This window comes from Paenibacillus spiritus (assembly GCF_008710135.1).
Lineage (GTDB): Bacteria > Bacillota > Bacilli > Paenibacillales > Paenibacillaceae > Paenibacillus_AQ > Paenibacillus_AQ glufosinatiresistens.
The window spans coordinates 31,250-44,663 of record NZ_VYKK01000029.1; the positions used below are offsets into that span (position 1 = coordinate 31,250).

The following is a 13,414-nucleotide window of genomic DNA, read 5'->3' on the forward strand; positions in this document are numbered from 1 at the left end:
TTCCTCTCTTCCCGGGCCTAACCGGCGCTGACCGTTGCCAGCGGGATCGAACCCAGCTCAAGCCGGTCGTTGGCGATATCAAGCAGCAGCTTGCGAAGCTCCTCAATGGTCAGATCTTCATAGACGCTGAGCAGGTGATGGATGCCGTTGAAATCAACCTCGGTCGATTTGCCGATATAAATCTTCGGATAAATCTGCGCCTCATGGACCTCGGTCTCATTCAGCAGCTCCTCGTAGAGCTTCTCGCCGGGCCGCATTCCCGTGAACTCGATTCCGATCTCTTCCAGCGAATAGCCCGACATCCGGATCAGATTCTTCGCAAGATCCAGAATTTTGACCGGGTCGCCCATATCCAGAACGAAGATCTCGCCGCCTCGGGCAAGCGCCCCGGCTTGGATGACCAGCCGGGAGGCTTCAGGGATCGTCATGAAATACCGGACCATATCGGGATGCGTGACCGTAACCGGTCCGCCGTTCTCGATCTGTCTGCGGAACAGAGGAATGACGCTGCCGCGGCTGCCGAGCACATTCCCGAAGCGTACCGCCACGAATTTGGTCTGGCTGAACCGGTCCATATTCTGAATAATCATCTCGGCGATGCGCTTGGTGGAGCCCATTACGCTCGTCGGGTTGACCGCCTTGTCGGTCGATACCATAACAAAGGTGCCGACTCCGGCCAGATCGGCCGCCTTGGCTGCATGCAGCGTGCCGAGAATATTGTTCTTGACCGCCTCTTCGGGATTGCGCTGCATCAGCGGCACATGCTTGTGCGCCGCGGCGTGGTAGACGACATTCGGCTTGTGATAGTTCATCACGCCGATGATTTTGGCTTCGTCCTGGAGGTCGGCGATTTCCGTGTAGAACTGAATGCCTGAATCCCGGAACGCCGCCTTCAGTTCAATCTCGATCGAGTAGATGCTGTTCTCGCCGTGTCCCAGAAGAACGAGCTTCCGGGGGCGGAAGGCCGAGATCTGGCGGCACACTTCCGAACCGATGGAGCCGCCCGCTCCTGTGACCAGCACGACTTTGTCCGTAATGTAATCGGAGATGCTCTCCAGGTCGAGCGTTACCGGCTCGCGTCCGAGCAGGTCTTCGACCTGCACATCGCGGAACTGGCTGACGGCAATCTTGCCGATGGCAAGGTCTTCCAGGGAGGGGATCGTCTGCGTCTTGGCAGGCGTTTTGGCGCATTCGTCATAGATCTTCTTCAGCTTGTTCTTGCCCAGGGAAGGAATGGCGATTACCACATGCTCGATCCGCAGGCTCGTTACAATCGCTTCAATATCGGCGGTGCTCCCCAGAACCGGAAGCCCCATGATGTCCAGTCCGAGCAGATTGACGTTATCGTCGACAAAAGCGACCGGCTTCAGTTCCTGCGAACCGGAGAGCAGCTGGCGGACCACCATCGTGCCGGCGGAACCGGCTCCGACGATCAGCGTCCGCTTGACGTCTTCCCGCTCTCCGGGAACCGAAAGGACATTCGTGCGGAATACCCGCCAGCAGAACCGGGAACCGCCAATGAGCAGAATATGGAGCATCCAGGTTACCAGCAGCAGCCGGTACTGGAGATTGCCGGTAGCCGCAAGCTGAACCACTCCGGCGCAGACGATGGAGACCGAGACGACCTTGGCAATGAGCAGCATCTCCTGGATGCTGGCATATTCCCAGGCCTTCTTATAGAGATGGTAGACAAAGGCAAAGAGATGGTAGCTTGCGAACAGGGCAACCGAGCTAGCAATAACGGGAAAGGTGAACACGTTGAACGAGGCATTTACCAGAAAAGCGCCCAGAAAAATAGCCGAGACGACAATCAGAGAATCCAGCAGCATCAAGACCGACAAGCGGTGTTTATAGATCAATGCCATCCACTCCTTTCTTATTTGCTGCGGTTAAGTACAGCTCCGATCAGACGGGCCTTGCCAAGCTCCAAAACGCGCTTGGCCTCCTGTACCTTCTGTACGCCCGTTCGGCCTTCATGCAGCACGAGCACACAGCCGTCGCACCGGCCGGCCAGCATAACGGCGGCCGATGAATCGAGAACGGCGGGGGCGTCGATAATGACAACCGGGTAAGCTTCAGCGGCCCATTCCAGGAACTCCGCCAGATCGGGGTGATTCAGCAGATCTCCGGTTCCCGGCAGCGGCGAGCCTGCCGCCAGGACATCAATGCGCTCCAGTCCGGTCTCTTGAACCAGCTCATTCAGCTTGCCATTCCCGGTTAATCCGTCGGTAAGGCCCGGCCAGGATTTGGCGTCCAGCAGCGCAGCCAGCCCCGGCCGTCTGAAATGGGTATCGATCAGCAGCACTTTCCCTCCGCTGCCTGCGAAGCTGACGGCCAGATTGAGCGCAGACGTCGTCTTGCCTTCCCCCGGCAGCGGGGAGGATACGACGAAGCGGATGGAACCCGCTTCTCCCAGCGCCGTCCGGATGCGATTGCGGACCGTCCGGTACTGCTCCGCGAGCGCGGAGTCCGGGTTCGCCGCCGTGATCAGGTATTTACCGGCGTCCGCCTTGGTTGCCGACGATTCCTTACGCCCCAAAATGCTCACCTCTTATGTATTCGTGTTTGCGTTTGCTCTGGGCCATCCGGATATCCCGGCCCCGGAACCGCGAGACCCGTCCGAGCGGCCGAATACCGAGAGCTTCCAGCGCTTCCTCGCCGCGAACGGCGCCGTCCAGCGAGTCTCTCAGGAAGGCCAGCCCCAGCCCGATGACAAGTCCGGCCATAATGCCGAGATAAAGGGCGCGGTTGCTCGATGAGTTCACCGGCATCGGGTATTCCGCCGGCTTCGCCTCAGTCAGCACGTTCACGCCCGTAAAGCCAAGACGCTTGGCCGCTTCGTTCGTGAAGGCGCTGACTACGGCGTTGGCAATCCGCGGCGCCTGCACCGGATCGGCATCCAGTACGCTGACCACCGTAATAATCGAATTGTCCACACTTCTGACCGCAACCCGGCTGCGCAGGGAACCTGCCGATTCACGCAGTCCCAGCTCCTCGATAACATCGCCCAGGACCACCGGCTCACGCATAAATACCCGGAGCGTTCCCAGCTTATCCGCCGAATCCGTCGACAGAACGAGACGGCTGGAGGCTTCATACATCGGAGTCTGAGGAGCCGAACTGATGAGACCGCCGAGCAGTCCCAATAGTACAGCCGGCAGCAGCACCAGCCACAGTCTCCGTTTGATGACATCGAACCAGCTCTTCAAGCTGATCTCCCGGCCCCCTGCCGCCTGCAGGGTGTCCCGGTCCTTTGTGCCCATATTCTCTTCCATGGTTCACCCGCCTCTAGTTGGACTTCAATTAAGAACATTATTCATCAATTTTAGTTCTTTATATAGAACGTGTCAACTCTGGATTCTCGGCTTGTCTGTTCTTCCAAAAGAACAAAAAAGGACAGACCCGGGGGTCTGCCCTTCCAATTTCGGGCTAGCGGAGCACATTTCCGCCGGCTATATCATTCGTCTTCAAGGCTTTGGTCAGTTTGACCAGCACATTGTTCTCTACCCTGTACGGCGGGGCGTTGACTCCCGCGTACTGGGTCGAGATGCCGACCGCGGCCAGATTGCCGGTCAGCGTATTCCCACTGATAACGACATTGAACACATCGCAGGGCTCCGTACGTTTAAAATAGTCGTTGATTTTGAATAGCTCCGTATTCTTGTTCACCAGCCCGGCCGCGTTCACCGCGTTGCCTTCCAGACGTACGCTCTTGGCGGATTGTACGCTTACAGCCGGGGAACTGCCCCGGACTTCGAAGGTCGAATCGGACACGCTCAGCGCCAAATCCTTGTTGTCCGCGTACAAATAGCCGCCGCTCAGAGAGTTGGTGACAAAGGTCGTCCGCTCGAAGGTGTACGCACCGGGCAGCGCAGCCGACAGCGTTCCGAACGAGCCGCCTTCCGCCGCTTCAAAACGGGAATCCACATATTTGCCGGGAGGAAGGGATAAGCCGTACACTCCGCTGTACCCCAGGACCTTCAGGTTCGTGAATACACTTCCGGCAGCGGCGCTGCCGCCGAAGCTTCTGAGCTTGGGTTCCCCGGTTATGGTCGCGTTGGTAACCTGGATCGGCTGGCCGTTCACGAACAGTCCTCCGTCCTTCTTATCTGTAATTCGGATATCGACATTCTTGACGCTGACGCCGAATGCGGTCTTGGCGCTGACGGACAACTGGCCGTTGACTACTTCCATTCCGTCGATGGCAATGTTCGGACCTTCAAAATAGGTGTACGAGTCATTCAGCCGGTTATCGGTGAAGACGGCATCGTGGTACGCGAGAATCCGGGTTCCGTCAAAATGGTTGCCCTGAACGGCTGCCGTCTGGAAAGGAGGGGCCACCGCAAGCCCGATGACGCCTTTGGAGGCGAAGTGATTGCCGCTGACCGTCGCCTGCCGGCCGTCGTAGAGAATGACATCATAGGAAGCGTTGTTGTAGAACTCATTGTTGTCGATCAGGATATTGGTATTGAGATAGCCGTTCTCCCCGTAACCGCCCTCAACGTCGATACCGGACTGGGGAGCCGTTCCTTTCATGTCATGGAATACCGAGTTCGTAATCCGGACGCGGTCGGCGCCGCCCACGGTCACGCCCTGGCGCCGGTTGTTGGCCGATTCGCTGTTTTGAATGACTACATTCTCGCTGACGACCCGGCTCCACAGCTCTAGATAGCCTTTGGGAGCGCTGGCCTGCGTGAATACGAGATGAACGGAGACGGCGCCGTCGGGAATGGCTACGGAGTCTCTGATCTTGGCTGTAACCTTCTTAAGCCATTTCCCTTCCTTATTATAAAAGTTGGCCTCGAACCATCCGGGCAGGTTGACCGTATTCGAGATTTCGAATTTCCGCTCCTGTTTCAGCATGTCGTTCGTAAGCGGGATCGGATCGCGTGTCCGGATCTTGGCCGCATTCTTGACGGGGCGTCCCTGCGCATCCAGCCCGCCCGAGACGAAGCCGTCGGGATAGACATCTTTAATCAGCTGACCGACCCCTCCGACAATGATGCCGTCGCCCGTGAAGTTCACGGTCTTGACCCCGTCGATCACGACATTGCTGGCCCCTTCCAGGGCAATGCCGAACCCGCTCTCATGGGTCCCGGCCGTGTACGGATTGTCCTTCTTCGTGTAATCGTGCGTATCCCGGTCTCCCTTGTAGACGCCGCCCTGCAGCGTAACATTCTGAACGCCGTATCCCAGGTACATCAGCTCATACCGCTCGCGGCCGTTCGTCTCTTTCTGCAGAACCGCATCGGCGGGAAGCTGGAAGGTCATATCGCTGACCATATTGATCCGGCTGTCCTTGTCGATCAAATAGGTGCCGGACGGCAGCGCAAGGCCTTTATAACCCTGGCCGTGGGCCCAGGCCAGCGCCTCGTTGATTCCTTTGGTCGTCTCGGGCGCATGGCTGCCGTTATTATAAATGCTCCATTTAGCCAGGTCAGCCGCGTACAGGCCCCCCGCCGGACTGCTGTCCGCCTTGGCAAGCGGACCGGAGAGACCCGGGTAGACCGTCTGGGCTGCCAGCAGTATGGCTGCGCTTACCATGAACTTGGATAACAACCCCTTCATTGCGATCCCCTCCTTTGTTCCTATTGTTCTCTAAAACGAATACCTTTCCCCCTTAGCATGGACGGACTGCGAAGGAAAGGAAATAGATTCCTCAAAAAATAGGTCTTTAGACCTGTGATAATGAATATTTGGACCTCATTCCTTCTCTCCAGCCCTTCGTTTCTTCTACCGATAAAGAAAGTGTAGAATTCGGTAGAAAAATCTGTATTTTTTAGAGAAGGGACTACAAGCATGAAAAAAATCATACTTGCCGCCTTATTATGGACCACTCCCCTCTTGGCGCAATTTCCCGAACCCGCTCAAGCGGCCGGACAGCCGTTCTTCAGCGATATTTCATCTACCTACTGGGCGCTGCCGGAAATCGAACGGCTTCATAACCAGAAGCTCATCGGCGGATATAGGGACGGCACCTTCCGTCCCGCGAACCTGATTACCCGGGCCGAGGCCGTCAAGCTGATCGTGCAAGCCGCCGACCTCCGCGCCGAGGCCGCAGGTCCGGCCCAGCCGTTGAAGGACGTGCCCGGCAGCTACTGGGCCTACTCCTATATCGAGGCTGCCCAGAAGAGTTCGATTATTACAGGATATGCCGACGGTTCATTTCGGCCTGGGGACACGCTTACCCGGGCGGACAGTGCGGTAATTATCGCCAGAGCCTTCCATCTTCCGGATTCGGGGGAACGGACCCCTACGCCCTCCGACGTCTCCGGCAGCCATTGGGCCGCCGAAGCTATCTCCAAGCTGGTCGCAAGCGGAATTGCCAACGGCGACGAGAACGGCAACTTTCAGCCCTCCAAGAAGGTAACGCGTTCCGAATTCGCCGCCCTTCTGGCCCGGACTTTATATAAAGAACTGAGAGTGAATGATACCGCAGCCGCCGAGCCTTCTGCGGCTCCGGCCTCCGCGGCCCCCGCGTCGCCTGAAGCGGAGGCCATTGCCGCCCCCGAAGCCTTGTTGGCAGGCGGTGGCGGTGGCTTCGCAGGGGGCGGAATGGCGGAGCCCATCGGCGGAGGCGCGTCCGGCGGCGGAGCCGTTGCCGTTCCGGCTCCGCCGGAGGCGGCAGCCAAGCCGCCCGTAGCGCCGACTCCCGCTCCGGCGCCGGCGCCTTCGGCCGCGTCTTCCCAGGCGCCGAGTCCCGTTCCAGCGCCTTCGCAGGCGGCTACCCAGGCGCCTTCCGCCGGTCCGACGCCGGCACCTTCTGCCGCGGCTTCCCAGGCGCCGACTCCCGCTCCGGCGCCTTCGCAGGCGGCTACCCAGGCGCCTTCCGCCGGTCCGACGCCGGTACCTTCGGCCGCGGCTTCCCAGGCGCCGACTCCCGCTCCAGCGCCTTCGCAGGCGGCTACCCAGGCGCCTTCCGCCGGTCCGACGCCGGCGCCTTCGGCCGCGGCTTCCCAGGCGCCGACTCCCGCTCCGGCACCTTCGCAGGCGGCTACCCAGGCGCCTTCCGCCGGTCCGACGCCGGCGCCTTCGGCTGCGGCTCCAACGGCACCGGCTGTTTCTTCGCCTGCGGCCGCGCCTTCCGCTTCGCCTTCCCAAGCGCCGGCGGCGGAGCCGATCAGCGTGAAGTGGACGGCAACAAGCAGCAGCATCACGCTCGAATGGAAGCTCGCAGATCAGGCTGCGGTCAAGGAAGTCCGTCTTTATCTGGACGGTATCCGGCAGGAACCGGAGCTTGCCGGTCCCGTCACCTTCCGGGGACTGGAACCCGCGACTTCTTACAGCCTTCAGGTGGTTGCGGTCGATCCGGCAGGCCAAGAGTCGCCGCCGGTTCGTGTGCAGGCGGCCACACTGGCCGACCAGCTGGCTCCCGCCGAAATCAGCGGCTTCGCGGCGGAAGCCAAGGATACCAGCCTTCGCCTGAGCTGGAGCAATCCGGCCGATGCCGATTTCAAGCAGGTTGAGATCTACGCGGGAACCGAGCTTCTGGGCATCTCTACCGACGGCGCTTTTACGGCGGCCGGTCTCAAGGCGGACCAGGAATACCGATATACGCTGCGGACGGTCGATAAATACGGCAACCGCTCCCCGGGATACGAGGCCTCTCTTCGCACGGCGAAGGCTGCGCCTCCCGATGCGCCCGAAGATCTTCAGGCTGCCGGAGGGCCCAGCCGGGTCACGCTGAACTGGTCGCCAAGCCCCGGCAAGGATGTCGCCGGTTATCAGGTTCTGCTTAACGGCAAGCCTGTGAACCAGGAGCCGGTGGCCGATACCCGTTATACCGTATCCGACCTTGATTTTGGCACCTCCTATACGTTTCAGGTGCAGGCTGTGGACAAGCAGGAGAACGTCTCGCAGCCCAGCTCCGAAGCCGTCGCCAAGCCGACCCATTATCTGATCGACCTCAAGCGGTGGGGCATCTACAACGACGGCACGCATCCGGCCGAGACGACAGCCGGAATCAACAGCGCGCTGTCCTGGGCGTATAAGCAGGGAATTACAGCCACCACACTGCCTTCAGGGACCTATCTGATCGACAAGAGCAGCCGAATCAAGATGGTCGGCAACATGCTCTTCGATCTCCCGGACGACGTTACTCTCCAGAAAGAGACCAACGGCGTTGAACGCTACGATCTTATGTATATCGGATACGGGGCCAACAATGTTACACTCCGGGGCGGGACCTATATGGGCGACCGTCTCACCCATGACTATTCGGGACGCGACCCCTACAGTCCCGGCACCCATGAAGGCGGATACGGCATTTTCATCGAAGGGGCCGTCCATACAGTGGTCGAGAACGTCAAAGCCTTCAACTTCACCGGCGACGGTCTGATGCTCGGCGGTTACGGGGTTATGTTCAAAGATTTGTATGCTTCCAGCTTTGTGAGCGGCTCCATTAATGACAGCGGCCAGAGTGTAAGCGGAAGCCCGGGCCAGGTTCGCACGAAGGACCCGATTTACTTGAACAATGCGATCTTCAAGACCGAGAACACGTTCGAGCTCTCGAATATTACGAACCTGTCGAACAGCTTCCAGGTGTTCTTCTATAAAGCGGACGGAAGCTTCCTGAAGAAGCAGACGGCTTCCCCCCGCGAGACCATGACCCTTCCGGCCGGAGCCGCTTATGTCCATCTCGTCTTCGACAAAGTCGGGGCCGGGGATGCCTACGCCGAACTCTGGAACCGCTCCGTGACCAAGAATGCGGTCGTCCGCAATTCGGAGTTCGCTTTCAACCGGCGTCAGGGCATCACCGTAGGCGGTGCGGACCATGCGCTTATTCTCAACAATGTCCTGCATGATATCAAGGGCGTTGCTCCGCAGTCGGGCATCGACGTTGAGGGCGGATACGGCGAGAACGGCAGTCTCAATACGAACATAACGATCAAGGACAATGAGTTCTATAACAACGCTGCCTATGACGTCATTCTCTATGACGGCTACAATGCTACCGTAGAGGGCAATCATCTGGCATCCCGGGGAGTCATCGGCCTTGCCGTCTCCCAGACCTTCAAGAATGCCGACGTAACCGGCAACCATTTTGACGCCACCCGGCTTGTCGCCTACCACGATGCGCGGTTCACCAACAACCGGATGAATGACGCGTCCACGTTCCTGGAAGGGCCCGACATTGTTGTGGACGGCATGGATATGACGAACGCTACGCTTCAGACCAATGCCAAGGTTCCCTTCGGCGTAACGGTCCGCAATGTCAATATTACGCTGACGAACAAAGCCAGCGGCGGCATGAGCGTCAACAACCAGCCGATCGAAGCTTCGAACATTACCATTACCGGCCAGCCTGCGCTGAGAAGCCTGACCGGCGGCGCAATCGGGAATAAATTCAGCAATCTGCGGATTCTGGATTATAATCCGACCTACGGCCTCGCCCTTCCGCCGGGATCGTATACGAACTCGGTCTTTGAGCCGGCGGAGGGCAGCACCTTCGGCTCGGTTACCCTCTCCGCCGGAACTTATGTGTTCGACAAGAGCTCCTTCGGCACGAATCTGACGGGGAATACGGCACTCGTCGCCGACAATGACAATCTGGATCTGACCGTAACGAATTCCGTGTTCAATGTCAAAGGAGACTCCAGCGCCGTTACGCTACAGGGCGCGAAGAAGGTGGTCATGAGCAACAATGTCTTCAACGCCATGAATCTGAAACGAACCAATCTGGAAGTAGTCAAAATAGGGAACTTCTTCAAGAAGGATGAGCCGTCCCGGGTTCTCGGCTTCAGCTTCACCGGCAATACCGTCAGCACCAATGTGGCGGGCATCGGACTCTCCACGCTCTATGCCGGCGCGGGAGCCCCCGCCTATCTCATTCAGAACAATATCTTCGACCACGCCTCCATGCTGCTCAAGGCCAATGACAGCCAGAGCGGCAACGTGCAGCGCTGAAACGCCAAAAAGCTGGATTCCTTTAACGGAACCCAGCTTTTTGATGCTCCGCATCTGCGGTTCAAGCCGAATCAATAGCAGTAGTACTTCTCCCAAATCTTATAGGAGTCGTTCTTGGTGTCTCCCCACCATCCATTTCCGCAGTTGTTGCCCTTCAGCCAATCCGACCAGTTGATTCCGCTTGGCTGCTGATTCTGAGGAGGGTTGTTGGCGGGAGGGGTGTCCTTGTGGAAGAGCGAACCAATGGCACCCAGCAGCGAGGACAAAAAAGACGTGGCGGTCGAGGATTGATAGGCCGCTGATTGACTCGGCGAAGCAGAGGCTGAAACCGGAAGCATAATGGAAGCCAGCAACAGCATGACCATCAGCGAACCGGACAACCGTTTCACCCTTTTCTTCATTCTTATCCGTTTTCCCCCAATCTGAACAAGTGATAGTTCTTTATAAAGAATATAATGGGAACAAAAGATTGTAAATAGCAAGCCGGGACCTTGGTCACAATTTATTTAGAGGCGGTTACCCCTTGTCTGGGCCGCCTCCCATGTCTTCCGTTCCATCGGATCATAATCCAAGTCAGAAGAATGCATTCCAGAAGGGTCAATACGTAGTACCCTACCGAAGACCCTATCCCCACCTGCGACGCCGTATCCCCCGTCATCCATACATTCAGCTGCATCAAGGGAATATGTCCGAAAAAGATGACCATCGTCCCGAGGTTCAGGGCCCGGTGACAATTCTCCAGCCGGCTGCTCCGAATCCGCAGCACCCCATAGAACAGGAGGACAGACATCGGCAGCATGCTTATCGACAGCGCATAGCTCTCCTTCCAGGGAATAAGAACCCCCAATAAGACGATCTCAATAAAGAACGATCCGAGTGCCGTATACAGCAGTCCGCTTCCCCTGCGGCCGGTAAAGTTCGCTTCATGCTTCGCGAGCAGAGCGCCGAGACCGGTGAATGTCAGACCGTAGCCCAAATAGCGGGCGATCATCAGCACGGCATAGGGTCCGATGCCTGTCTCCAGAAAGGAGAACGGACCCCATACGGACTCAAGCAGCGCTCGAAGGCTGCCCTGGACGAGCTGTCCGGCCAGAAAGGACGCCGCGATGCAAGCGGCAATCGCCTTGCCCGACTGTCTGCGCATCAGCCAGAAAGCGGCGGCCGTTCCGAACAAAAGCGGAGGGATGAACCACAGCTGGACATAAGGACCGTTCAGAACGAACGCCACAGCCAGCATTTTAGCCTGAAGAAGCAGGTTGTGGAGACTGAATTCATGAATGAGCGGAGGCAGCAGGTACTGAAGGGCGAACATGGCCATGAAGAGCAGATACAGAAAGAGCAGCTTTCTTAGATAGGATCTCACATAAACCTTGGGCGAGCCCGACCGGTTCCAGCCCCGGTAGACCAGAAAGCCCGAAATCAGATAAAAGCAGGGCACCACGATTTTCAGGCCGTTAAAAAGATAATGAAGCTGCGAACCGGAACCGTTCATCGCTGTGCTTAGAACCTGCAACAGCACAATATGGGCGGCCAGCACAAGGAGGGAACCCGCTATTTTGAACAGTGTGATGCCTGGATAGTATTTACGCATGGACCGCCATCTCCTCCATCTGTTCCAGGACAAGCCGGCGAATGTCAGAGGCAGCCACTTTACCGGACGGCGACATCGGGAAATCGGTCATGAACAGAATGTGGCGGGGAATCTTGAAGGCAGAGAGATGGACGCTCAGCTCTTCCCGAACCGTCACTGCGCTGAGTTTCGCTTCGGAACAAGGAACAATGCAGGCGCAGACCTGTTCTCCGTACAATTCATCCGGCACGCCCAGCACAAAGGCATCCTCCACACCGGGCAGACGCAGCAGCGCGTTCTCAATCTCTGCCGGCGCAATCTTCTCCCCGCCGCGTGAGATGATCCGGTTAAGCCGGCCGCCGATCATCAGCAGATTGCCCGGACCGAGCTTTCCGTAGTCTCCGGAGCGATACCAGCCGTCTTCTGTAAATTGTTCAGGATTTTCTTTCCAGTAGCGCATAACTTTATGGCTGCGAATCAATATCTCTCCCCGCTGATCAATCTTAACTTCAACTCCCTGCTCCAGCTTGCCTCCAAAACTGTAATCGCCGAGTTCCATCTCTCCCGGTTCGATACTCCCTCCAAGGAAAGAGCGGCGGGAGAGCAGCCGATGCAGCAAATGCGACAGCGCTCCCGGGCGCTTATTGACAAAGCAGATTCCTGTAGCTACTATACCCGCTTCGGAGGAGCCGTAACTGAGCATCAGAAACAGCAGCCGCAAGCCCGAGTCGCGGTACACTTTATCCAGCAGCACTCTGTTCATGGGGGCCGAAGTAAAGGTGATCCCCCGGAGCGAGGTCAGATCGAACTGGGCTCTCTTGGGCGAGGCCAGCATCTGCTGGACCATAAACGGCGTTCCTGCCAGCACCGTGCACCGCTCATGCTCAATAGCGGTCAGCGCCTGTACCGGATTGTAGTGCGACAGCATGACCATCCGCAAGCAGCAGGTCTGCAGCGAAATAAAGATGGCGCTGAATCCGCCTAAATGATACAGCGGGAGCAGGTTCAACACCGAGAAGCGTTTGGCGATGCGGTCCGTGAGGTAAGCGGAGAATTTACCCGATCGCCCGGTTTTGGCGGAGAAGCCCTCCTTGCCGATAAAAGAACGGGTGGAACGCAGAACTCCTTTCGGTTCGCCTGAAGTCCCGGAGGTATAAAGAAGAATCAGCGGGTCTTCATCCCGGACCTCCGCGCAAGCCGAATCCAGATCCAGGTCATTCACGGCGGTTCTCCGGTCCATGAGCTGGCTGTACGTTTCAAACCGGCCGGAGCAATCAAACGAATTCTCCCCGGCGTCTACGCCCACTACAACAATCCGCTGCGGCAGCCAGGAGGGGTCCTCCCCGGCCGTCTCGGCTTCATCTACGATCTCCCGGAGCAGAGAAGGATAATGAATCCGGTGCCCTTCTGTCCCTGCCATCATCAGGACCGGCCTGGTTTGCCGGAGATATTCGCGGACTTCATCCTTTCTGGAATAGGCGTTGAGCGGAACGGCGACAGCGCCGATGCACGCGGCGGCGAACATCCCCAATATCATTTCCATGCGCCCCTGCATCAAGAGAGCGATTCGGTCTCCCTTCTGAACGCCAACGCCGAGAAAGGCTTTGGCCAGCTGCCGGGTCTCTCGCCATAGCCCTGACCAGCTGTACGACTGTCCCCATTCGGGATAGCAGTAAGCGGTATCTTTCGGAAAAGAGACGGCTCGGCCGTACAGCAGCGCCGGAATGGTATTCCGGTTGTAGCGGCGGGTGCTGCGCATTCTTTAGTCCCCCTCGACACTTCTCATCAATTCGATATATTAAATTTATCACCAATTCCGTACTTAATAAAGAACAATCGTCTTCGTTCAAACGCATCCTCTCTCTTGATTTTTCAGCCAACTTTGATAGACTTCACCTAAAAGACTGTTCCTTACAGAGAACAACGCCTTCGGGCAGA

The 13,414-nt window shown here is 57.8% G+C and carries 8 protein-coding genes; 1 reads left to right on the forward strand and 7 read right to left on the reverse strand.

Annotated features, from left to right (window positions below):
* Positions 1-17: 17 nt before the first annotated feature.
* The 4 genes from F4V43_RS17555 to F4V43_RS17570 all read right to left on the reverse strand — a co-directional run bounded on the left by F4V43_RS17555 (position 18) and on the right by F4V43_RS17570 (position 5,568).
* Positions 18-1,859 carry a polysaccharide biosynthesis protein gene (locus tag F4V43_RS17555; RefSeq protein ID WP_150459565.1) on the reverse strand — a complete coding sequence of 614 codons (1,842 nt, stop codon included), beginning with the start codon at positions 1,857-1,859 and terminating at the stop codon, positions 18-20.
* Positions 1,860-1,876: 17 nt separating this feature from the next.
* Positions 1,877-2,539 carry a CpsD/CapB family tyrosine-protein kinase gene (locus tag F4V43_RS17560; RefSeq protein ID WP_191089636.1) on the reverse strand — a complete coding sequence of 221 codons (663 nt, stop codon included), beginning with the start codon at positions 2,537-2,539 and terminating at the stop codon, positions 1,877-1,879.
* Positions 2,529-3,275 (reverse strand): YveK family protein, encoded by a 747-nt coding sequence (locus F4V43_RS17565; protein WP_150459567.1) that lies wholly within the window; start codon positions 3,273-3,275, stop codon positions 2,529-2,531. The genes F4V43_RS17560 and F4V43_RS17565 overlap by 11 nt, the downstream gene beginning before the upstream one ends.
* Before the next feature lie 154 nt (positions 3,276-3,429).
* The gene (locus F4V43_RS17570) at positions 3,430-5,568 is read right to left on the reverse strand and encodes a right-handed parallel beta-helix repeat-containing protein (protein WP_150459568.1); all 2,139 of its coding nucleotides are present in this window, start codon (positions 5,566-5,568) and stop codon (positions 3,430-3,432) included.
* A 231-nt stretch (positions 5,569-5,799) separates the two neighbouring features.
* On the opposite strand from F4V43_RS17570, the gene F4V43_RS17575 reads away from it, so the two are divergent.
* A complete protein-coding gene (locus F4V43_RS17575) occupies positions 5,800-9,906 on the forward strand; it encodes an S-layer homology domain-containing protein (RefSeq protein WP_150459569.1) in 4,107 nt (1,368 codons plus the stop codon).
* A gap of 71 nt (positions 9,907-9,977) precedes the next feature.
* On the opposite strand, the gene F4V43_RS17580 is transcribed toward F4V43_RS17575, so the two are convergent.
* The 3 genes from F4V43_RS17580 to F4V43_RS17590 form a co-directional block, all read right to left on the reverse strand.
* Positions 9,978-10,307 carry a hypothetical protein gene (locus F4V43_RS17580; protein ID WP_150459570.1) on the reverse strand — a complete coding sequence of 110 codons (330 nt, stop codon included), beginning with the start codon at positions 10,305-10,307 and terminating at the stop codon, positions 9,978-9,980.
* 101 nt (positions 10,308-10,408) lie between these two features.
* Positions 10,409-11,497: an acyltransferase family protein gene (locus tag F4V43_RS17585; protein ID WP_150459571.1), complete on the reverse strand. Its 1,089-nt coding sequence runs from the start codon at positions 11,495-11,497 to the stop codon at positions 10,409-10,411.
* On the reverse strand, positions 11,490-13,235 hold the full coding sequence (locus F4V43_RS17590; RefSeq protein ID WP_150459572.1) for a class I adenylate-forming enzyme family protein: 1,746 nt from the start codon (positions 13,233-13,235) through the stop codon (positions 11,490-11,492). The genes F4V43_RS17585 and F4V43_RS17590 overlap by 8 nt, the downstream gene beginning before the upstream one ends.
* Positions 13,236-13,414 lie beyond the last annotated feature (179 nt).